This window comes from Pseudomonas sp. Z4-7 (genome assembly GCF_051131965.1).
In the GTDB taxonomy this organism is placed as follows: Bacteria; Pseudomonadota; Gammaproteobacteria; order Pseudomonadales; family Pseudomonadaceae; genus Aquipseudomonas.
On the sequence record NZ_CP071642.1, the window covers coordinates 4,927,160 to 4,947,277 of the forward strand.

Genomic DNA, 20,118 nt, shown 5'->3' on the forward strand with positions numbered 1-20,118 from the left:
AGCGGCCGCTCAGTCGCGCAAATCCGACTCATGGATCGGCTGGTCCCGATGCGTCGCCCGCTGGTACTGCGCCGGCCAGGTGGCCTTGCGTCCGCCCAGGTCATCATCGGCATGCAGCGCCCAGTACGGATCACGCAACAGCTCGCGAGCGAGGAAGATGATATCGGCCTGGCAGGTGCGCAGGATGTGTTCAGCCTGGGCCGGCTCGGTGATCATCCCGACCGTGCCAGTGGCGATTTCCGACTCCTTGCGCACCCGCTCGGCGAAGCGCGTCTGGTAGCCCGGGCCGGTGGGAATCTCGGCGTTGGCGGCGGTACCGCCCGACGACACATCAATCAAGTCCACCCCCAGCGCCCGGAATCGCCGCGCCAGTTCCACCGTTTCATCGGGGTTCCAGCCGTCTTCGACCCAGTCGGTGGCGGATACCCGAACAAAAACCGGCAGCTCCTCTGGCCATACGGCCCGGACCGCTTCGGTCACTTGCAGTACCAGGCGGATACGATTTTCAAACGACCCACCGTATTGATCCCGACGCTGATTGCTCAACGGCGACAGGAACTGGTGCAGCAGATAGCCATGGGCTGCATGGACCTCGACGACCTTGAAACCAGCCGTCAGGGCACGTTTGGCCGCATCGACGAATGCCTGGATGACATCGGCGATCTGTCCCTCATCGAGCTGCTTCGGTTGAGTGTGCTGGGGATCAAAGGCAATCGGCGAAGGGCCGACCGGAACCCAGCCACCCTCTTCCGGTTTGACGCTGCCATGCTTGCCCAGCCAGGGCCTCCAGGTGCTTGCCTTGCGCCCGGCGTGGGCCAGCTGGATGCCGGGCACGGCGCCTTGGGCGGTTATGAACCGGGTGATGCGTTGCAAAGGCTCGATCTGTTCATCGTTCCACAACCCGAGGTCCTCGGCGGTAATCCGGCCATCGGCCGTGACGGCGGTGGCTTCGGTGAAAACCAGGCCGGCACCGCCCACGGCACGACTGCCGAGGTGCACCAGATGCCAGTCGTTGGCCAGGCCATCGGCGCTCGAATACTGGCACATCGGCGAAACCGCGATGCGATTGGGCAGGGTCAGTTGACGAAGGGTATAAGGTTCCAGCAGCAGACTCATGGGGCACCTCTCGAATCAGTGGGCAGGCTCCAGGGTTCTGTTTGAAAGTCGACGAGTGACAAACGGTGCAACACCCGCCCCCGCGGGCAAAACAATCGACAAGACGTCACAAGGCCTATCAAGCAGTGCTTAGAGACTAGTCGACAACCGGGGAGGAGGAAGGGTTCAGAAGTCAAAAACCGCCCTTTCGAAGCCAAGCTGTGTCTTCAAGGCTTGTGTGAACTCCCGTGGCGAGGGAGCTTGCTCCCGCTCGGCTGCGCAGCAGTCGTAAAACCGATCATTGCGGTTTACCTGAAAGAATTGCTTCACGCCAACAGGGGCCGCTTCGCAGCCCAGCGGGAGCAAGCTCCCTCGCCACGGGGGCAGTAAGGCTACCGGGGTTCGATATGAGCAATCATCAACTGCACCGTTTCCTGGCCACGGAACTCGTTGAGGTCAAGCTTGTAGGCCAGCTCCACCCAGCGCACGGTGGGGTTGGGCCAGATTTCCCGGTCAATGCCGAAGGCTATGCCATCGAGTTTCACCGAACCGCACTCAGTCTTGAGAATGACCTTCAGGTGCCGTTCACCCACCACTCGCTGCTCGACCAGCTGGAACACGCCGTGGAACACCGGCTCCGGAAAATGCTGTCCCCACGGCCCCGCATGGCGCAATGCCCGGGCCAGTTCCAGGTGGAACTCTTCCACCGCCAGAGAGCCATCCGACAACAGCCGCCCCGTCAGGTCTTCTTCACGTAGTTGCCGGCGCACCTCCGCGTCAAAAGCCTCGGCAAACAAGGCAAAGTTCGCCTCCGGCAACGTCAGCCCCGCCGCCATGGCGTGACCGCCGTATTTGCTGATCAGGGTCGGATGCTGCGCTGCGACAACGCTCAACGCATCGCGGATATGAAAACCCGGCACCGAGCGGCCCGACCCTTTGAGCAGGCCGTCCCCGGCATCGGCGAAAGCAATGGTCGGACGGAAATAGCGCTCTTTCATGCGTGACGCCAGGATCCCGATGACGCCCTGGTGCCATTGCGGATCGAACAGGCACAAGCCGAACGGCATCGACTCCACCGGCAGATCCTTAAGCTGGGCCATGGCTTCACGTTGCATGCCCTGTTCGATGGATTTGCGGTCCTGGTTCATGCCATCCAGCTGCGCCGCCATGTCCCGTGCCAGCGCCGGGTCGTCGGTGAGCAGGCACTCGATGCCCAGGCTCATGTCGTCCAGCCGCCCCGCCGCATTCAGGCGCGGCCCGAGGATGAACCCGAGGTCGGTGGACGTGATGCGCGAGTGATCGCGCTTGGCTACTTCGAGGATGGCCTTGATGCCGGGCCGGGCGCGTCCGGCGCGAATACGCTCCAGGCCCTGGTGCACCAGGATCCGGTTGTTGGCATCCAGCGGCACCACGTCGGCGACGCTGCCCAGCGCCACCAGGTCGAGCAGTTCGCCGATGTTCGGCTGCGGCTTGCTGGCATACCAACCGAGGCTGCGCAGACGGGCCCGCAGGGCCATCAGCACATAAAAAATCACCCCGACGCCTGCCAGTGCCTTGCTCGGGAACTCACAACCGGGCTGGTTCGGGTTGACGATGGCATCGGCCGCCGGCAATTCGAGCCCCGGCAAGTGGTGGTCGGTGACCAGCACCTTGAGGCCGGCCGCTTTCGCCGCTGCCACGCCCTCCACGCTGGAGATGCCGTTGTCCACGGTGACCAACAGTTGCGGCGCGCGTGTCAGGGCGACTTCGACGATTTCCGGCGTGAGGCCATAGCCATATTCAAAGCGATTGGGCACCAGGTAGTCGACATGGGCCGCACCGAGCAGGCGCAGACCAAGCATGCCCACGGTACTGGCGGTCGCTCCATCGGCATCAAAATCGCCGACGATGAGGATGCGCTGGCGTTGCTCCAGCGCCACCACCAGCAGGTCCACCGCGGCATCAATCCCCTTGAGCTGCTGATAAGGAATCAGGCGCGCCAGGCTCTTGTCCAGCTCCGCTTCGGACTGCACGCCACGTGCTGCGTAAAGACGGGTCAACAACGGCGGCAGGTCACCGAGAAACGGCAGGGTGGCGGGTAACTGGCGGGGTTCTATGCGCATGGGCTAACGATCATTTCTCTATTTTTGTAGATCCTGTGGCGAGGGAGCTTGCTCCCGCTGGGCTGCGTAGCGGCCCCTTTCTGTGGGCGCTGCGCACCCAAGCGGGAGCAAGCTCCCTCGCCACAAAGCGTTCACTTGATACAGGGTCAACGGCTCAGCCACGCTCGCCCAGCAACCATTGCAACTGAACCTCATGCTGGCCACGGTCGTCGGTCACGAAGATCGTCCCTTCGCTGATCATCACGTCCCACTTGATCACCCGTGGCATGTCCTTGGCCAGGGTTTCAAGCACTTCCTGGGGGACGGCGGCGATGTTCACGTTCTTCAGGTTCTTCACCGCGGGGATCACCTTGCCTTCCCATACCCGCAGGCTGCCGTAGGCCAGCAGGCTGGTGCGCTCGGTGCGGCGCGAGCACCAGGTCAGGCGATCGGCATCCGGCTGGCCGACTTCGATCCAGTGCAGCACACGGTCATCCAGACTTTTTTCCCACAGCGCGGGTTCGTCGACATCCGACAGCCCACGACCAAACGCCAGCAGCTCGTTGTACCAGAACGCGTAGGCCAAGAGGCGCACGGTCATGCGCTCTTCGGTTTCCGAAGGATGGCGGGCAATGGTCTGCTTCACATTCTCGTACACGCTGCGGTCGAGGTCAGTGAGGTTCAGTTCAAACTTGTAGGTCGTGGACGGCTGGGCCATGAACGGGCTTCTTGATACGAGGAAAGGCGGCAAGTCTAACCGATGCGACGGCTAATCCACGAATTGCCGACCATCAACCTGCGGCGACGATGGTCGGCCTATGATAAAACGCTCTATTCGTTCTGCCTTTGTCCTACAGGATCCGTCATGTCGCTTACTGCCAAACCTCTTGCCGGCGTCAAGGTCATCGAACTCGGCACGCTGATCGCCGGCCCTTTTGCCTCGCGTATCTGCGGTGAATTCGGTGCCGAGGTCATCAAGGTCGAATCGCCGGACGGCGGCGATCCGCTGCGCAAGTGGCGCAAATTGTATGAAGGTACGTCGTTGTGGTGGTTCGTCCAGGCACGCAACAAAAAGTCCGTGACGCTGAACCTTAAGCACCCCGAAGGCCTGGCGATCCTGAAAAAACTGCTTGGCGAAGCCGACATCCTGATCGAGAACTTTCGTCCCGGCGTGCTGGAAAAGCTCGGCCTGGGCTGGGACGTGTTGCACGCACTGAATCCGAAGCTGGTCATGGTCCGGCTATCAGGCTTCGGCCAGACCGGGCCGATGAAGGATCAGCCCGGGTTCGGCGCCGTCGGTGAGTCGATGGGAGGCCTGCGCTACATCACCGGCTTCGAGGATCGCCCACCGGTGCGCACCGGCATCTCCATCGGCGACTCGATCGCCGCGCTCTGGGGGGTGATCGGCGCGCTGATGGCCTTGCGTCACCGGGAGGTCAACGGCGGGACCGGCCAGGTGGTGGACGTGGCGCTATACGAAGCGATTTTCGCCATGATGGAAAGCATGGTGCCGGAGTTCGACGTGTTCGGTTTCATCCGCGAACGCACCGGCAACATCATGCCTGGTATCACGCCGTCGTCTATCCACTCCAGCGCCGATGGCAAGCATGTACAGATCGGCGCCAACGGTGACGCCATCTTCAAGCGTTTCATGCAGGTCATTGGCCGGGACGACCTGGCGAACGACCCCCAGCTGGCCAGCAATGATGGCCGTGACGAACGCCGCGACGAGTTGTATGGGGTCATTGATCGCTGGGTCAACTCGCTGCCGTTGGATGCCGTCATCGACCAATTGAACCAGGCCGGCGTGCCGGCGAGCCGGATCTTCAGTGCCGAGGACATGTTCAGCGACCCGCAATTTCTCGCCCGCGAGATGTTCCTGCAAGCCAGGCTGCCGGATGGCAAGGCGTTCAAGATGCCTGGGATCGTACCGAAGCTTTCCGACACACCGGGAACAGCCGAATGGGTCGGGCCAGCATTGGGCGAGCACACGGCAGAGGTGCTCGGTGAGCTTGGCTACGATGCGCAGCAGGTCGCCAGGCTGCGCACCGACGGCGCCGTCTGAAGCCTGCCGTGCAAAAGATTGAGTAATCGGAGGTCAACTGTGGGAGCGAGCTTGCTCGCGATTGCGGTATGTCCGCCAACATCGGGTCGACTGAACCGACGCTATCGCGAGCAAGCTCGCTCCCACATAGGTCGTCGTTATCCGGTGACAGAACGAGCCGCCCCCTAAACACCAGGCAAAAAGAAACCCCGAGAAGTGGGGAGACAACTCGGGGTTAAACGTGACCCTTAAAGGTCCGTACAACAAGCTACAGGCACCGGAGCACAATGCTTGCTCTTGTTGGTAAAAAGTCTGACTCGCTAGAACGTAGGAAGGTTCCCGCGGGATGTCACTCAATTGGCAGCAAGCATGACCTTGTCGCGCGCCACGTTACGTAACGCCGCGATGACACACGGCTCCAGCCGCCCCTCGGCAATCAGCACATCGCGATGCAGGCCGTCGACCACGTCGGTCAGTTGGCGCTTGTCGGTCAGCTGGGCCTGGTTGAACAGCCGCTCGACCATGATGGCCCCCGAGGAATTCTTCAGCGTTACCAGGCATTCGCCTTTGGTACCGGAGGGCGTGAGCGTGACCTGATACGGGCTCAAGGCTTCATTGAGCAACAGGCTGATACTTTCCATTCGATCACCCTTCAATAGTCCGAAAAAAAACAACTGCACATTAAGTGACCCCGCGGCCCGGCGGAAAGTTCGCCAGCGCGACGAACCGGCACAACGGCGGCCTGTTCAACCGAGCATGCGCGTTCAATATGACAGCTGGATATCAGCCTCAGCGGATGCCATCGATCAAGCCGGCAGCCGCTTGGAACGATCCCTCCGGCGTCCAACCTCGATCCAACCGCCCAGGACACCGCGCAACCGGCCATCGGCGGCATAAAAAGGCACCGACCAGTGATAGATGTCCTGCAATCCACTGCGCAACATCAGCTGGCGGTCGACAAACCGAGGCTGACGGGTTCGCAGCTGCTCCATCAGCTCCCCGTGCAACAGTTCGGCGGTTGCCGCCGGCATTGCCGCAGACTCCATCAGACACGTGCCTCGCAGCTTCTCGAAGCGAGTCGCGAACCGCTCCTCATAACTCTTGTTGCACATGATCAGCCGCCCTTCGAGATCTCGAATGAAGATCGGATCGGGAATGGCATCCAACAAGGCGCGCTGGAACGTCAATTGGTCGTTGAGTACGGTCTCGGCCTTGAGGCGCTGTCCGATCTGGCCCTGCAAGCGGCGGTTCCAGAGCAGCGACAACAGGCCGAACACCCCTGCCGCGATCACACACCAATAACCTTGCAGGGGGATGCGCGACCAGAACGACGGTTCTTGATCAGGTGTTTTCTCGGCGAACCACTTGAAACGTAGCGCGCGCATGTCTTCGGCGGGAAACGCTTCCAGCGCCTTGTTGAGGATCTCCAGCAACATGTGAGAATCCTGCCGTACAGTGAGATAGTCTGGTTCCCACATGCCTTCGAGACTGCCTCCTACCTGCAGCTGCCCTGAAGGATAGAGGTGCACGGCGGTTTCGCTTTCGATGGTGGCATGGGCTTCGCGATTTTCCACTAACGCCCTTGCCTCGGCACGGGTCATCACCGTGCGCAGCGCTATGGTCGGATGCTCGCGGCGGATTTGCGCTTCGAGGGCATGCCGTGCCGGCAACGCCAGCACCTTGCCCGCCAACTGATCCAGCGAACGAAGCGCGGGCTCCCCCTCACGGCCAACGAATACCCAGTCGAAACCGCCGAACGCATGGCTGAAATTCAGCACAGCCCGGCGCTCGTCATTCATCGCCAGGACACTAGACATGTCGGCTTCGCCGTTTTCCAGCATCTCGATCAATTGATCGGCAGAGAACGACTCCCGATGGATGAATTCAAGTCCGGTCATTTGCTCAATGGCATGGAGCATGTCAGCGTTCAGGCCGCTCCATTCTCCCTGTGCATTCTTGAACAGGTACAGCGGGATTTGCATCGACGCCACAACGACACGCGGGTTCTGCCTGATCCAGTCCAGCTCACGGGCGTCGAGCACCAGTCTCTCGCCCGCTTCGAGCGGTGACTGTCCGGGAGTCGTCGACGGGTCAGCGCCGCCCCATTGGCTCCAGTACATCAGGGCCAGGCCCATGATCCAGCTCAACGCCGGTTTGCATCGGTTTACGAACAGCATCTGCACTTCCTTCGAGATAACTCACCCGTTCTTCCTTGGGCGAAACCCGGAGAGTTTGGCATGCAGAAACAAAGAAGCCCGTCAGGAGACGGGCTTCAAGATGTGACAGCTTCCAGCGATCAGAGCGGTTTGCCGCGGTTGCCATGCTGGCTGACAAAGGCCTGCACGGCCTTCAGATCATTAGGCAATACGGTGCAACGCTCATCTCGCTCAAACAAATCAGAAAGATGTGCAGGCAGCTCAAGCGCTTTTCCTACGCCAGCCTTCTCCACTGCTTCCGGAAACTTCACCGGGTGAGCGGTGCCCAGGATGACCATTGGGATATCCAGGCTGCGGCGGCATTCGCGCGCCGCTCGCACCCCGATGGCGGTGTGCGGATCGAGCAACTCACCGCTCTGCTCGAACACCTCGGCGATGGTTTCGCAGGTCTGCGCGTCATCCACCGCCAGGGAGTCGAACAGCTTGCGGGCTTCGGTCCAGCGCTCGGCCTCGACGCTGAAACCACCGCCCTGACGGAAGCTGTCCATCAGGCCCGCAATCGCCGCGCCATTACGACCGTGCAGGTCGAACAGCAAACGCTCGAAGTTCGACGACACCATGATGTCCATCGACGGCGACAACGTCGCGTGCAGGGTTTCCTTTACGTACTGGTTACCGCTCATGAAGCGGTGCAGGATGTCGTTGCGATTGGTGGCGACGATCAACTGGTTGATCGGCAGCCCCATGTTGCGTGCCAGGTAACCGGCGAAGATATCGCCGAAATTGCCGGTGGGCACCGAGAACGCCACCGAACGGGCCGGGCCGCCCAACTGCAGGGCCGCGTGGAAGTAATAGACGATCTGGGCCATGATCCGCGCCCAGTTGATCGAGTTCACCGCCACCAGCCGGGTGCCCTTGAGGAAGCTCTGGTCGGCGAAGCTGGCCTTGACCATTTCCTGGCAGTCATCGAAGTTGCCTTCGATGGCGATGTTATGGATGTTATCGCCGAAAATCGTCGTCATCTGCCGACGCTGCACTTCCGAGACGCGGTTGTGCGGGTGCAGGATGAAAATATCGACGTTCTCGCAATGCTTGCAGCCTTCGATGGCGGCCGAACCGGTGTCGCCGGAAGTGGCACCGACAATCACCACCCGCTCGCCACGCTTTTGCAGCACATAGTCCAGCAGCCGGCCGAGCAACTGCAGGGCGAAATCCTTGAAGGCCAGGGTCGGGCCGTGGAACAGCTCCATCACCCATTCGTTACCGTTGAGCTGACGCAACGGCGCGATAGCGTTGTGGGAAAAGACGCCGTATGTCTCTTCCAGGATCTTCTTGAAATCAGCGTCCGGAATGCTGCCGGTGACGAACGGGCGCATCACTCGGAAGGCCAGCTCGTGATACGGCAGGCCGGCCCAGGAAGCGATTTCTTCCTGGGTGAAGCGCGGCAGGTTCTCCGGCACATAGAGGCCGCCGTCCGTGGCCAGGCCGGCCAGCAGGACATCTTCGAAATTCAGGGCCGGTGCCTGGCCGCGGGTACTGATATAGCGCATAGGGGCAAACCTTCGGTTTGAGCTGCGAGCTGTAAGCTACAAGCTGCAAGCAAAAGCGGATCTGCTTTTACTTGGAGCTTGCAGCTTTCCGCTTGCCGCTGCTTAGTTCAAATGCTCGACGCGGATACGGACCACCGGGCCAACGACTCCCTGAAGCGCCTCCAACGCTGCGATCGCATCGTTGATGCGTTGCTCCACCACGCGGTGGGTCAGCAGGATCATCGGCACCAGGCCGTCGTGTTCCTCGACTTCCTTCTGCATGATCGACTCGATGTTGATGCCGCGTTCCGAAAGAATGCTGGCAACCTGGGCCAACACCCCTGGATGGTCCTTCGCCTGGATACGCAGGTAGTAGGCACTTTCGCACGCTTCGATCGGAAGAATCGGATGGTCCGACAGCGAGTCCGGCTGGAACGCCAGGTGCGGCACGCGGTTTTCCGGGTCGGATGTCATGGCGCGAACCACGTCCACCAGGTCGGCCACCACCGAAGAAGCGGTCGGCTCCATGCCGGCGCCGGCGCCGTAGAACAAGGTCGAGCCGGCGGCGTCGCCGTTGACCATTACCGCGTTCATCACGCCGTTGACGTTGGCGATCAGGCGATCGGCCGGGATCAGCGTCGGATGCACACGCAACTCGATGCCGCTGGCGGTGCTGCGCGCCACGCCCAGGTGCTTGATGCGATAGCCCAGGGCCTCGGCGTAGTTCACGTCGGCGGTGGTCAGCTTGGTGATGCCTTCGGTGTAGGCCTTGTCGAACTGCAGCGGAATACCGAAGGCGATCGACGCCAGGATCGTCAGCTTGTGCGCCGCATCGATGCCTTCGACGTCGAACGTCGGGTCCGCCTCGGCGTAGCCCAGCGCCTGGGCTTCGGCCAGCACGTCTTCAAAAGTGCGGCCCTTCTCGCGCATCTCGGTGAGGATGAAGTTGCCGGTGCCGTTGATGATCCCGGCCACCCAGTTGATCCGGTTGGCCGACAGCCCTTCGCGAATCGCCTTGATCACCGGGATACCACCGGCTACGGCGGCCTCGAAGGCCACGATCACACCCTTCTCGCGGGCCTTGGCGAAAATTTCATTGCCGTGAACGGCGATAAGCGCCTTGTTCGCGGTGACCACATGCTTGCCATTCTCGATGGCCTTGAGTACCAGCTCGCGGGCAACGGTATAGCCGCCCATCAGCTCTATCACGATGTCGATCTCAGGGTTCGTGGCCACTTCGAAGACATCGTTGGTAATCGCAATACCGGTCGTCTGGAACTGAGGCTTTGGCGTGCGCATGGCAATTTGTGCCACTTCGATTCCACGCCCGGCACGACGAGCAATTTCCTCGGCGTTGCGCTGAAGTACGTTGAAGGTGCCGCCACCGACGGTACCTAACCCACAGATGCCTACTTTGACCGGATTCACTCTTGACTCCCCATGAAACGGCCGACACAAGGTCGGCCGTGAATACAGCCGCGCAGCAACGCGACTTTGTGTTTAACGGCCCGGCAAAGATTTTCGCCAGGCCGTGATCTTCTGCAGCGCACTGGCCACGATCATTTCGCCCCAAGGGCCAGTTTGGCGACTTGCGGCGCCGGCTGGTAGCCCGGAATCACCTGGCCATCGGCCAAAACGATGGCCGGCGTGCCGTTCACACCAATGGACTGGCCGAGGGCGAATTGCTTGGAGACCGGGTTCTCGCACTTGGCGGCTTTGATTTCCTTGCCGTCGACCATTTTGTCCATGGCCGCTTTCTTGTCCTTGGAGCACCAGACTGCCTGCAATTGCTCATCACCCGGCGAGCCGAGGCCCTGACGCGGGAAGGCCACATAGCGCACCTCAATGCCGCGCTTGTTCAGCTCTGGCACTTCGGCGTGCAGTTTGTGGCAGTACGGGCAGGTGGTGTCGGTGAACACGGTAATGTGCGACTTGGTTTCGCCCACCGCCGGGTAGACCACGGTTTCGGCGACCGGGATACCGTTGATCAATTTGGAGATGCCTTGGCGCTCGGTGATCTCGGTGAGATTCACCGGCTTGCCGTCCTTGAGCGCGAACAGGTTGCCCTGGACGATGTACTGACCGTCGGCGCTGGCATACAGCACACGGCTGCCCTGGAGCTTGACCTCATACAGGCCGGACATCGGGCTGGCGGAGATGGCCTCGATCGGCACTTCAAGCTCGAGGTTGGCGAGGCTTTTGCGGATCGCCTGGTCGGCCGCGTCATCGGCGATGGCAAAGGTACTGGCCAACGCAATGGCGGCGGCGGTGAACATCTGGATCAAACGCATGAGGACTCCTGAGGCAAACAAATAGGCGGGGACACCGAGGCAGAGATTCGGGTTCCAGCCGCCCACTGTGCAAACCGGGAAAGCCTACCACATAAGGCCCGTATGGCCGAATTCACCTGTCGCAAGACAACACACGATGTCGGTGTACCAGGTCCCCTGTGGCGAGGGAGCTTGCTCCCGCTCGGCTGCGCAGCAGTCGCAAATGGAGTCACTCCGCTCTCAGGGAAGATCGCGGCTGCTGCGTTGGGGCGCTTCGCGCCCAGCGGGAGCAAGCTCCCTCGCCACAAAAGCGGGTGTTCATTCAGCCGCGCGGATGGTGCCTGGCATGCAACTCCTGCAACCGCGCCCGGGCCACATGGGTATAGATCTGGGTGGTGGACAGGTCGCTATGCCCCAGCAGCATCTGCACCACCCGCAGGTCGGCGCCGTGATTGAGCAGGTGCGTGGCGAAGGCATGGCGCAGCGTGTGGGGCGAGAGCGATTTGTTGATCCCGGCCACCTTGGCCTGGTGCTTGATGCGGTGCCAGAACGTCTGGCGGGTCATCTGCTCGCCGCGCAGGCTGGGAAACAGCACGTCGCTGGGGCGACCGCCCAGCAAGTCATGACGGGCGTCGCGCATGTAGCGCTCGACCCAGACGATCGCTTCTTCGCCCATCGGCACCAGGCGCTCCTTGCTGCCCTTGCCCATCACCCGCAACACGCCCTGGCGCAGGTTCACTTGCTCCAGCGTCAGGCTGATCAGCTCGGTGACGCGCAAGCCACAGGCATACAACACTTCCAGCATGGCCCGGTCGCGCTGACCGATGGGGTCGCTGAGGTCCGGTGCCGCCAGCAGCGCCTCGACGTCCGCTTCCGACAAGGACTTGGGCAGCGGACGCCCCAGTTGCGGCATCTCCACGCGCAAGGTCGGGTCCACCGCGATCAGCTTTTCCCGCAACAAATAACGATAGAACCCACGCAAGCCAGAGAGAAACCGGGCAGTAGAGCGTGGCTTGTAGTTCTGCTCCAGGCGCCACGCCAAGTGATCGAGGATCAGCTCCCGCCCGGCATTGGCCAGCTCCAGGTTGTTTTCCTGGAGCCAGCCGTTGAATAGGGCGAGGTCGCTGCGATAAGCATCGCGGGTGTTATCGGACAACCCCTTCTCCAGCCACAGGGCATCGAGAAACTGGTCTATCAGCGGGTGATCGATGGCAGGCATAAAGACTCTTGAAGGATACGGGCGTACACGGATTCAACGGGAATGAAGCCATGCAGGGTGCGCAAAGACCAAATCGCAGGCAACAAAAAAGCAGCCCGCAGGCTGCTTTTTTTTGCATCGGAAGCTGGACTTAAGCCAGTTTTTCCTTGATGCGAGCTGCTTTACCGGACAGGTCACGCAGGTAGTACAGCTTGGCTTTACGCACGTCACCGCGACGCTTCACAGCCATGCTGTCGATCTGCGGGCTGTAGGTCTGGAAAGTACGCTCTACGCCAACACCGTTGGAGATTTTACGAACGGTGAATGCACTGTTTACGCCGCGGTTACGCTTGGCGATAACAACGCCTTCGAACGCTTGCAGACGTGCACGGTCGCCTTCCTTCACTTTCACCTGAACGACAATGGTGTCGCCCGGGGCAAAGGGAGGGATTTCTTTGGTCATCTGCTCTGCTTCGAGTGCAAGGATGATTTTGTTAGTCATGCTGTGCTCCTAAGGCAAGTCATCGGACTTACCATCGATACGTTGTTAACTATCGTCCCGCTCGCGGATGTATTCCTCGAGCAGCTTCTTCTCTTCTCCAGAAAGCGAGCGGCTTTCCAGAAGATCGGCGCGTCGTTCATAGGTCCGACCAAGGGACTGCTGTAAACGCCAACGCCGGATGTGCGCGTGGTTGCCACTTAGCAACACGTCGGGAACACGCTGATCCGCATACACCTCCGGTCGGGTGTAATGCGGGCAATCCAGCAGACCATCCGTAAAGGAATCTTCCTCGGCGGAATCCGCATGCCCTAAAGCTCCAGGCAGCAGTCGTGTAACCGCATCGATCAGGACCATCGCCGGCAGCTCGCCGCCAGACAGTACATAGTCGCCAATCGACCACTCTTCATCGACATGAGCTTCAATGAAACGCTCGTCAATGCCTTCGTAACGGCCGGCAATCAGGATCAATGCATCCGATTTCGCCAGCTCGCGTACCGCCGACTGAGTCAGCTGACGGCCTTGGGGCGACAGGTAGATCACCTTCGCACCCTCCCCGGCTGCCGTCCTGGCCTGAACCAGCGCATCTTCCAGGGGCTTGATCTTCATCACCATGCCCGGACCACCGCCAAACGGGCGATCGTCCACAGTGTGATGTCGATCCTTGGTGTAGTCCCGCGGATTCCAACAAGTGAGCTGCAACAGCTCCTGTTTCACCGCGCGGCTGGTTATGCCGTACTCGCTGATGGCGGAAAACATCTCGGGAAACAACGTGATGACTTCAACGCGCAAATTAGCCACGTCTAGAAATCCGCATCCCATTCCACCTTCATCTCGCCTGCTGCCAGGTCAACGGCCAACACGCATTGCTCGGTATAGGGCAACAGGCGTTCGCGATCATCCAGGCTACCGACGCAAGGCTTTACCACCATGACATCGTTCGAACCGGTCTCGAGCAGGTGATCGATCTTCCCGAGCAGTTGCCCGAGGTGGTCGATGACCTTCAGACCTACAAGCTGGTACCAGTAGTACTCGCCGTCGGTCAGTTCAGGGAACAGGTTGCGCGGCACGCAGATCTCATAACCGGCCAGAAGACGCGCTTCTTCACGATCATCGAGACCCTTGAGCTTTGCGACCAGGAACTTGTCGTTCCCACGTCCGCTGACCAGCTCAACCTGTTTCACGCTACCTTCGCGCTTGAGCGTCCAGGTTTTGTAGTCCAACAGGTTTTTGATCGGATCAGTAAAGGAGTAAACCTTCACTTCGCCGCGAACGCCATGAACAGAATAAATCTTGCCGACAACGATCAGATCATCAGCATCTTTTGGCGTCGCGTTCATATTGCTCAGGCCGCAGCCTTAGCCGATTCCTTCAACAACTGAGCAACACGCTCAGAAGGCTGTGCACCAACGCTCAGCCAGTAGGCTACGCGCTCTTGGTTCACGGACAGACGGATTTCCTGACCACGGGCAACAGGGTTGAAGAAACCAACCTGTTCCTTGTGGGAACCGTCACGCGGATTGCGGCTGTCGGTTACGGTCAGGTGGTAAAACGGGCGCTTTTTGGAGCCGCCAAGGGCAAGACGGATTGTTAGCATGTGAACATCGTTCCTGTAGTCGGTGCTGCAAATCTAAATGCACAGCGGGCATAGGTGCCCGAAAGGCCGCATATTCTAAGGAATATCCGGACTTTTGCAAATGACTTTTTCCGGCGCATGGCGCCGTGCGATCAAGATTTGCCGTAGAGCCGTCATGAAAAACGGCAGGTTAGCTCCCGCATAGCACGGGTTTGCTGGAGATCCCCGCATCCGTGCGGGGCAACGCCGACATGACAGCCGGCGCAGATTCTTTACATTTTCGGCATACCGCCGCCGGGCAACATACCGCCCATGCCGCGCATCATCTTGGCCATCCCGCCCTTGGCGGAGAACTTCTTCATCATCTTCTGCATCTGCTTGTGTTGCTTGATCAAGCGGCCGATGTCCTGCACCTGCGTGCCGGAACCCATGGCGATACGGCGTTTGCGCGAACCGCTGATCAGGTCAGGGTCGCGGCGCTCGGCCGGGGTCATGGAGTTGATGATGGCTTCCATCTGCTTGAACTGCTTCTCGGCCGCGCCCTGTGCATTGCCCATTTGCGCCAGGTTCACGCCACCGATGTTCGGCAGTTTGTCCATGAGGCCGCCGAGGCCGCCCATGTTCTTCATCTGTTGCAACTGGTCGCGGAAGTCTTCGAGGTCGAAGCCCTTGCCCTTCTTCAGCTTCTTGGCCAGTTTGTCGGCCTTGTCCTTGTCGAGGGTCTGTTCGGCCTGCTCGATCAGGCTGAGCACGTCGCCCATGCCGAGGATACGCGAGGCGATACGCTCCGGGTGGAACGGCTCGAGCGCCTCGCTCTTCTCGCCCATACCGATAAACTTGATCGGCTTGCCGGTAATCGCGCGGACCGACAGCGCGGCACCGCCACGGGCGTCGCCGTCGACCTTGGTCAGGATCACGCCGGTCAGCGGCAGTGCGTCGCCGAAGGCCTTGGCCGTGTTGGCCGCGTCCTGGCCGGTCATGGCGTCGACCACAAACAGGGTTTCCACCGGGTTGATCGCGGCGTGCAGTGCCTTGATCTCGCCCATCATCTCTTCATCGATGTGCAGGCGACCGGCGGTGTCGACGATAACCACGTCGATGAACTTGAGCTTCGCTTCCTTTATAGCAGCCTGGGCGATGTCCACCGGCTTCTGGCTCAAGTCGGACGGAAAGAACGTCACGCCGATGTCGTTGGCCAGGGTTTCCAGCTGCTTGATCGCCGCCGGACGATAGATGTCCGCGGACACCACCATCACCGACTTCTTCTTGCGCTCTTTAAGGAAGCGCGCCAGCTTGCCGGCAGTGGTGGTCTTGCCCGCGCCCTGCAGGCCGGCCATCAGCACGACCGCCGGAGGCACGGCGCTCAGGTTCAGGTCTTCGTTGGCGGCGCCCATCAGGCTTTCGAGTTCGGCCTGGACAATCTTCACGAAGGCCTGGCCCGGCGTCAGGCTGCGCGACACTTCGGTGCCGACGGCGCGTTCCTTCACCGAATTGACGAAGTCCTTGACCACCGGCAGGGCGACGTCGGCTTCGAGCAACGCCATGCGCACTTCGCGCAGGGTGTCTTTGATGTTGTCTTCGGTCAGTTTCGCCTTGCCGGTGACATGGCGCAGCGTCTGCGAGAGACGGTCGGTTAGGTTTTCAAACATGCGCGATCCTTTCAGGCCCAGATAAGACCGGGATAATGGCGGCCCAGACCGTGAAATATGTGCTCGGCGAGCCTGCGGCGTGGGCAGGTCGCGGATTATAGCGAAGAAGCGTGCGACGTACACCTCGCCGTCGGTTGCGGTGGTCTTTCGTGCGGTGGGGGTTCTATGCCAAACTCAGCGCCTTTCGGGCTTGCCTAACAGGATTTATGCTCCCCTTGCCACCCAGCTTGCTTGCTTCCCTCGCCGCCGCTTGTCTTTATGCCGCTGCGACCTTCTATCAGGGCACCCGCCTGGCCTCCGGCGCCAAGGCGAACAAGCGCCTGCTGGTCACGCTCGGCGTGCTGGCGGTGCTTGTCCACGCGGCCAGTCTTGTCACCCACCTGATGACGCCGATCGGCCTGGGCCTGGACTTCTTCAATGCCGCCAGCCTGATTGCCGTGGCCGTGATTGCCCTGACGCTGCTGGCCTGCTCGCGCATCCCCGTGGAAAACCTGCTGGTGCTGCTGTTCCCGCTGGGACTGGCCACGGTGCTGCTGGCGCAGTTCGCGCCGTCGGGCACCGTGCAGATCATCGACGAAGAGCCAGGCATTCTCGCCCATATCCTGTTGTCGATCCTCGCCTACGGCCTATTCACCATCGCGGTATTCCAGGCATTGCTGCTGCTGGTGCAGGACCATCAGCTCAAGCACAAGCACCCGTCCGGGCTGATCCGCAACTTTCCGCCGCTGCAAACCATGGAAAGCCTGCTGTTCGGTTTCCTCTGGGCCGGCTGGACGCTGCTGTCGCTGTCGCTGATTTCCGGCTGGCTGTTCGTCGAAAACCTGTTCGCCCAACACCTGGTGCACAAGACATTGTTGGCGTGCCTGGCGTGGATCGTGTTCAGCGTGCTGCTGTGGGGGCGTAATCGTCTCGGCTGGCGGGGCCACAAGGCAATTCGCTGGACCCTGGCCGGATTCTGCCTGCTGATGCTCGCCTACTTCGGCAGCAAGCTGGTCCGCGAATACATCCTGCATGTCTGACGGACGACACTGATGGATAGGCTGCCCTTGGGGCCATTGTTTGCGGTAATGGTCGTGCTGATCCTCTGGTCGGCGCTGTTCACGGCCATCGAAGCGGCCCAACAGTATCTGCTCGCGCAACGCAAAGCGTCGCGCTCTGGCGACAAGCCACTGGCGAAGCTGAACTTCCCTATCGCCAGCCTGATCCTGGGCAACACCCTCTGTCGTGCGCTGGCCGTGGTAATCGGCACCTGGCTGGCGATTTTTGCCTGGCTGGAAAACGGCCCGTGGCTGGCCTGGCTCGGCACCAGCGCGGCCTTGCTGGTTTTTGCCGATTACCTGCCTCGCACCCTGGCGACCCGCTACCCCGACGCGGTGCTGGGCCTGGGCAACAGCTTGCTTGCCCTGCCGCTGAAAATTGTCTATCCGGCCGCCTGGCTGCTCAACGGTTTCAGTCAGTTGCTGCTGCGCCCGTTTGCCCGCAAGACCGGCGCTGTCCAGCACAGCGACGATGAGATGCCCGCACCGCCACGCGCTGAGCATGAACAGGAACACAGCGGCCGGGTCCATCCGGTATCCGGCATCCACGCGCTGGACAACATCACCGTCAACGACATCCTCGTGCCCCGCAGCGAGGTGGACGGGATCAACCTCGACGACCCTATCGGCGAAATCATCGAACAGCTGCGCCTGAACCGTCGGACCCGCCTGCCGGTGTTCCACAGCGATATCAACCAGGTCGAAGCGGTGCTCAACACTCGCCAGATCCGCCACCTGCTGGCGGACGCGAGCCTGACCAAGGAAGCGCTGCTGAGCGCTTGCCACGAGCCTTACTTCGTCCCCGAGAGCACGCCGCTGCAACTGCAGTTGCTCAACTTCCACAAGCAGCAGCGACGCCTGGGCATGGTGGTGGATGAATACGGTGAAGTACTGGGCATCGTGACCCTGGAAGACATCCTTGAGGAAATCGTCGGCGAGTTCGAAAGCGAGCACAGCCTCGACAATCCTCATGTCCATCCCCAGCCCGATGGCCGCCTGATGATCGAGGGCGCGGCGTCGATCCGCGAGTTGAACAAGACCCTCGGCTGGCACCTGCCTTGCGATGGTCCCAAGACGCTCAACGGCCTGGTCACCGAAGCGCTGGAAACCATCCCCGAAAGTCCGGTCTGCCTGAAAATCGGCCGCTACCGGCTGGAGATCATCGAGACCGTCGACAACCGCGTCAGCCAGGTGCTGGTGTGGCATAACAGCTCGGTGCCGGTGGTTATCTAACCGCCGTACCCGTGGCGAGGGAGCAAGCTCCCTCGCCACAAAAGCTCAGCACACGCTTCAATATTGTGCGCAGGCTCTCTTGTCGATTCGTTAGCCCCCTTCCTATACTCAACCCGCTTACCCAGCCCCGCCCGAACCCAGTGCTTACCCGGCACTCAGACCGTTCCGGGCAGCCCACCGGCAATATCCGCTGTAACCCTGCGACTGTTCCTACCCGAAACAGCGACAGCGCCCCAACCCACATCCCTGGGTGTTCGACCATAATAATTCGCTCCAACGGAGCACATGACTGTCAGGGATAACCGCATGACCACCACCACTTGCAATGACGCCGTGGCGAACCAACCGACCAACTCGGCCACCCGCGTGGCAACCGCGAGTTTCATCGGCACCGCCATCGAGTTCTACGATTTCTACGTCTACGCGACCGCTGCCGCCCTGGTGATCGGGCCGGTATTCTTTCCGCAAACCTCGGGCACGGCACAGATGCTGTCGTCCTTCCTGACGTTCGGCATCGCCTTCCTCGCCCGGCCGCTGGGCTCGGCGCTGTTCGGCCATTTCGGCGACCGGATCGGGCGCAAGTCCACCCTGGTGGCGTCGCTGCTGCTGATGGGCGTGTGCACCACTCTCATCGGCGTGCTGCCCGGCTACGCCAGCATTGGCGCGTGGGCGCCGATTCTCCTGTGCCTGCTGCGTTTCGGCCAGGGCCTGGGGCTGGGCGGTGAATGGGGCGGCGCGGCGTTGCTCGCCACCGAGAACGCCCCGAAAGGCAAGCGCGCCTGGTTTGGCATGTTCCCCCAACTGGGCCCCTCCATCGGCTTCCTGGCGGCCAACGGATTGTTCCTGACCCTGGCCATGACCCTCGACGACGAGCAGTTCCGCTCCTGGGGCTGGCGGATTCCGTTCCTGCTGAGCGCCGCCCTGGTCATCGTTGGCCTTTATGTGCGTCTCAAGCTCCATGAAACGCCGGTCTTCGCCAACGCGGTGGCCCGTCAGGAACGGGTGAAAATCCCCTTGGTCGAGCTGTTCAGCCAGTATTGGGCGCCAACATTGCTCGGCGCGGCCGCGATGGTGGTGTGTTACGCCCTGTTCTACATCTCGACGGTATTTTCCCTGAGCTATGGCGTGTCCACCCTCGGTTACAGCCGCGAGACCTTCCTCGGCCTGCTGTGCTTTGCCGTGCTGTTCATGGCCGCCGCCACGCCGCTATCGGCCTGGGCCAGCGACCGCTACGGGCGCAAGCCGGTACTGGTTATCGGCGGCGTCCTGGCGATTGCCTCGGGTTTCCTCATGGAACCGTTGCTGACCCACGGTTCTACCGCTGGCGTGGCATTGTTCCTGTGCATCGAACTGTTCCTGATGGGCGTGACTTTCGCCCCCATGGGTGCGTTGCTGCCGGAGCTATTTCCCACACACGTGCGCTACACCGGCGCGTCGGCGGCCTACAACCTGGGCGGCATCGTCGGTGCGTCGGCGGCACCGTTCTTCGCCCAGAAACTGGTGGCGATGGGCGGCCTGAGCTACGTCGGCGGATACGTTTCCGCAGCGGCGGTGCTCAGCGTTATCGCGGTGCTGTGTCTGAAGGAAACCCGCCATAACGACTTGAATCGCATCGGTTGAAGCGGTGGCGAGGGACCATTCCCTCGCCACATCAACCTGTCGCCTGCCTGAACGCAGACCATTGAAATAACCCCTGACAATTATCCAGCATTGAAACAACCCCTCACCTGCCCCATCTAAGACCCATACTC

General features: G+C 61.1%; 18 protein-coding genes. 4 read left to right on the forward strand and 14 right to left on the reverse strand.

Annotated elements, in window-relative coordinates:
• Nucleotides 1–9 precede the first annotated feature (9 nt).
• From J3P91_RS22095 to J3P91_RS22105, 3 genes are all read right to left on the reverse strand, one after another.
• On the reverse strand, nucleotides 10–1,116 hold the full coding sequence (locus J3P91_RS22095; RefSeq protein ID WP_305499036.1) for an NADH:flavin oxidoreductase/NADH oxidase: 1,107 nt from the start codon (nucleotides 1,114–1,116) through the stop codon (nucleotides 10–12).
• Nucleotides 1,117–1,487: 371 nt separating this feature from the next.
• Nucleotides 1,488–3,197 (reverse strand): single-stranded-DNA-specific exonuclease RecJ, encoded by a 1,710-nt coding sequence (recJ, locus tag J3P91_RS22100; RefSeq protein WP_434601749.1) that lies wholly within the window; start codon nucleotides 3,195–3,197, stop codon nucleotides 1,488–1,490.
• 154 nt (nucleotides 3,198–3,351) lie between these two features.
• Entirely contained in the window at nucleotides 3,352–3,894 is a 543-nt protein-coding gene (locus tag J3P91_RS22105) for a YaeQ family protein (RefSeq protein WP_047227511.1), read from the reverse strand.
• Between the two features lie 147 nt (nucleotides 3,895–4,041).
• Between J3P91_RS22105 and J3P91_RS22110 the strand changes: the two genes are divergently transcribed.
• Nucleotides 4,042–5,241 carry a CaiB/BaiF CoA transferase family protein gene (locus tag J3P91_RS22110; RefSeq protein ID WP_434601750.1) on the forward strand — a complete coding sequence of 400 codons (1,200 nt, stop codon included), beginning with the start codon at nucleotides 4,042–4,044 and terminating at the stop codon, nucleotides 5,239–5,241.
• Nucleotides 5,242–5,573: 332 nt separating this feature from the next.
• Here J3P91_RS22110 and J3P91_RS22115 read toward each other — a convergent pair whose 3' ends face one another.
• From J3P91_RS22115 to ffh, 11 genes are all read right to left on the reverse strand, one after another.
• The gene (locus tag J3P91_RS22115; RefSeq protein WP_305499033.1) at nucleotides 5,574–5,861 is read right to left on the reverse strand and encodes a DUF3509 domain-containing protein; all 288 of its coding nucleotides are present in this window, start codon (nucleotides 5,859–5,861) and stop codon (nucleotides 5,574–5,576) included.
• Between the two features lie 165 nt (nucleotides 5,862–6,026).
• Nucleotides 6,027–7,397, reverse strand: a complete 1,371-nt coding sequence (locus J3P91_RS22120; RefSeq protein ID WP_434601751.1) for a transporter substrate-binding domain-containing protein — start codon at nucleotides 7,395–7,397, stop codon at nucleotides 6,027–6,029.
• A 119-nt stretch (nucleotides 7,398–7,516) separates the two neighbouring features.
• Entirely contained in the window at nucleotides 7,517–8,926 is a 1,410-nt protein-coding gene (gene thrC / locus J3P91_RS22125; protein WP_305499032.1) for a threonine synthase, read from the reverse strand.
• A 102-nt stretch (nucleotides 8,927–9,028) separates the two neighbouring features.
• Nucleotides 9,029–10,333: a homoserine dehydrogenase gene (locus J3P91_RS22130; protein ID WP_305499031.1), complete on the reverse strand. Its 1,305-nt coding sequence runs from the start codon at nucleotides 10,331–10,333 to the stop codon at nucleotides 9,029–9,031.
• A gap of 131 nt (nucleotides 10,334–10,464) precedes the next feature.
• Nucleotides 10,465–11,196, reverse strand: coding sequence for a DsbC family protein (locus J3P91_RS22135; protein WP_305499030.1), 732 nt, complete (start codon nucleotides 11,194–11,196; stop codon nucleotides 10,465–10,467).
• Between the two features lie 301 nt (nucleotides 11,197–11,497).
• The gene (gene xerD / locus J3P91_RS22140; RefSeq protein WP_434572028.1) at nucleotides 11,498–12,394 is read right to left on the reverse strand and encodes a site-specific tyrosine recombinase XerD; all 897 of its coding nucleotides are present in this window, start codon (nucleotides 12,392–12,394) and stop codon (nucleotides 11,498–11,500) included.
• A gap of 130 nt (nucleotides 12,395–12,524) precedes the next feature.
• Nucleotides 12,525–12,875, reverse strand: coding sequence for a 50S ribosomal protein L19 (rplS, locus tag J3P91_RS22145; protein WP_305499028.1), 351 nt, complete (start codon nucleotides 12,873–12,875; stop codon nucleotides 12,525–12,527).
• A 45-nt stretch (nucleotides 12,876–12,920) separates the two neighbouring features.
• Nucleotides 12,921–13,694, reverse strand: coding sequence for a tRNA (guanosine(37)-N1)-methyltransferase TrmD (gene trmD / locus J3P91_RS22150; protein WP_434601752.1), 774 nt, complete (start codon nucleotides 13,692–13,694; stop codon nucleotides 12,921–12,923).
• The gene (rimM, locus tag J3P91_RS22155) at nucleotides 13,676–14,212 is read right to left on the reverse strand and encodes a ribosome maturation factor RimM (protein WP_058544503.1); all 537 of its coding nucleotides are present in this window, start codon (nucleotides 14,210–14,212) and stop codon (nucleotides 13,676–13,678) included. Before rimM ends, trmD begins: the two co-directional genes overlap by 19 nt.
• A gap of 5 nt (nucleotides 14,213–14,217) precedes the next feature.
• Nucleotides 14,218–14,469, reverse strand: coding sequence for a 30S ribosomal protein S16 (rpsP, locus tag J3P91_RS22160; protein ID WP_003185073.1), 252 nt, complete (start codon nucleotides 14,467–14,469; stop codon nucleotides 14,218–14,220).
• Nucleotides 14,470–14,720: 251 nt separating this feature from the next.
• A complete protein-coding gene (ffh, locus tag J3P91_RS22165; protein ID WP_135843856.1) occupies nucleotides 14,721–16,097 on the reverse strand; it encodes a signal recognition particle protein in 1,377 nt (458 codons plus the stop codon).
• Nucleotides 16,098–16,303: 206 nt separating this feature from the next.
• On the opposite strand from ffh, the gene J3P91_RS22170 reads away from it, so the two are divergent.
• The 3 genes from J3P91_RS22170 to J3P91_RS22180 all read left to right on the forward strand — a co-directional run bounded on the left by J3P91_RS22170 (nucleotide 16,304) and on the right by J3P91_RS22180 (nucleotide 19,987).
• Nucleotides 16,304–17,116, forward strand: coding sequence for a cytochrome C assembly family protein (locus J3P91_RS22170; protein ID WP_434601753.1), 813 nt, complete (start codon nucleotides 16,304–16,306; stop codon nucleotides 17,114–17,116).
• Nucleotides 17,117–17,128: 12 nt separating this feature from the next.
• On the forward strand, nucleotides 17,129–18,367 hold the full coding sequence (locus J3P91_RS22175) for an HlyC/CorC family transporter (protein ID WP_434601754.1): 1,239 nt from the start codon (nucleotides 17,129–17,131) through the stop codon (nucleotides 18,365–18,367).
• Nucleotides 18,368–18,673: 306 nt separating this feature from the next.
• Nucleotides 18,674–19,987, forward strand: coding sequence for an MFS transporter (locus J3P91_RS22180; protein ID WP_434572018.1), 1,314 nt, complete (start codon nucleotides 18,674–18,676; stop codon nucleotides 19,985–19,987).
• The last annotated feature ends 131 nt before the right edge of the window (nucleotides 19,988–20,118 follow it).

Bases quoted from the DNA above. Each gene is read 5' to 3' on its own strand.
- J3P91_RS22095 (WP_305499036.1), bottom strand. From the start codon at position 1,116: ATGAGTCTGCTGCTGGAACCTTATACCCTTCGTCAACTGACCCTGCCC.
- recJ (WP_434601749.1), bottom strand. From the start codon at position 3,197: ATGCGCATAGAACCCCGCCAGTTACCCGCCACCCTGCCGTTTCTCGGT.
- J3P91_RS22105 (WP_047227511.1), bottom strand. From the start codon at position 3,894: ATGGCCCAGCCGTCCACGACCTACAAGTTTGAACTGAACCTCACTGAC.
- J3P91_RS22110 (WP_434601750.1), top strand. From the start codon at position 4,042: ATGTCGCTTACTGCCAAACCTCTTGCCGGCGTCAAGGTCATCGAACTC.
- J3P91_RS22115 (WP_305499033.1), bottom strand. From the start codon at position 5,861: ATGGAAAGTATCAGCCTGTTGCTCAATGAAGCCTTGAGCCCGTATCAG.
- J3P91_RS22120 (WP_434601751.1), bottom strand. From the start codon at position 7,397: ATGCTGTTCGTAAACCGATGCAAACCGGCGTTGAGCTGGATCATGGGC.
- thrC (WP_305499032.1), bottom strand. From the start codon at position 8,926: ATGCGCTATATCAGTACCCGCGGCCAGGCACCGGCCCTGAATTTCGAA.
- J3P91_RS22135 (WP_305499030.1), bottom strand. From the start codon at position 11,196: ATGCGTTTGATCCAGATGTTCACCGCCGCCGCCATTGCGTTGGCCAGT.
- xerD (WP_434572028.1), bottom strand. From the start codon at position 12,394: ATGCCTGCCATCGATCACCCGCTGATAGACCAGTTTCTCGATGCCCTG.
- rplS (WP_305499028.1), bottom strand. From the start codon at position 12,875: ATGACTAACAAAATCATCCTTGCACTCGAAGCAGAGCAGATGACCAAA.
- trmD (WP_434601752.1), bottom strand. From the start codon at position 13,694: ATGGGATGCGGATTTCTAGACGTGGCTAATTTGCGCGTTGAAGTCATC.
- rimM (WP_058544503.1), bottom strand. From the start codon at position 14,212: ATGAACGCGACGCCAAAAGATGCTGATGATCTGATCGTTGTCGGCAAG.
- rpsP (WP_003185073.1), bottom strand. From the start codon at position 14,469: ATGCTAACAATCCGTCTTGCCCTTGGCGGCTCCAAAAAGCGCCCGTTT.
- ffh (WP_135843856.1), bottom strand. From the start codon at position 16,097: ATGTTTGAAAACCTAACCGACCGTCTCTCGCAGACGCTGCGCCATGTC.
- J3P91_RS22170 (WP_434601753.1), top strand. From the start codon at position 16,304: ATGCTCCCCTTGCCACCCAGCTTGCTTGCTTCCCTCGCCGCCGCTTGT.
- J3P91_RS22175 (WP_434601754.1), top strand. From the start codon at position 17,129: ATGGATAGGCTGCCCTTGGGGCCATTGTTTGCGGTAATGGTCGTGCTG.
- J3P91_RS22180 (WP_434572018.1), top strand. From the start codon at position 18,674: ATGACCACCACCACTTGCAATGACGCCGTGGCGAACCAACCGACCAAC.